The 423-nt window shown below is 66.2% G+C and carries 1 protein-coding gene; it reads left to right on the top strand.

The annotated features are described in order from the left end of the window. The coding region (gene casB, locus P0G09_RS15770) for a type I-E CRISPR-associated protein Cse2/CasB (protein WP_342760542.1) at positions 1-423 on the top strand (423 nt) is incomplete at both ends.

Below are 423 nucleotides of genomic sequence, written 5' to 3'. Positions count from 1 at the left end.
GGCTGATGCCCAACGCCCCGGCGCAGCTCTGCCAGCCGGGCACGCCGCTGAGGTTTGGGCATCAGCCCGGCGACCTGCCGGCGCTGTGGGGCAGCTTCCTGCAGGAACTGCCCAAAGAGCTCTGGGGCAGGGAAACGGCGGCAGGAGAGTGCCGGGAACCATCGGAAGCCGAGTGGGCGGTCTACCTTGCCCTGACTCTCTACGCCCTGCATCAGCAGGGAGAAGAGAATGTTTCCATGAATGAAATGGGCTGCAAGCTGGGCAGGGCGGTGCGCCTGCTGGCCCAGAATTCCGCAGCTGCCGCGCAGGACTGGACCGAGAGCAGCGTCCTGCGCCGGTCCAACGCACTGGCCACAGCGGATTCCATGCCCGAGGTGTCCCACTACCTCCGGGGGATGGTGCAGCTGTTCCGGGGAAATGAAC

Origin of the sequence: Faecalibacterium sp. DFI.5.82, from assembly GCF_029076575.1 — a bacterium.
Classification (GTDB): Bacteria; Bacillota; Clostridia; order Oscillospirales; family Ruminococcaceae; genus Faecalibacterium; species Faecalibacterium duncaniae.
The sequence above is the reverse complement of the archived record's forward strand: the minus strand, read 5'-3'. Positions and strand labels throughout refer to the sequence as shown.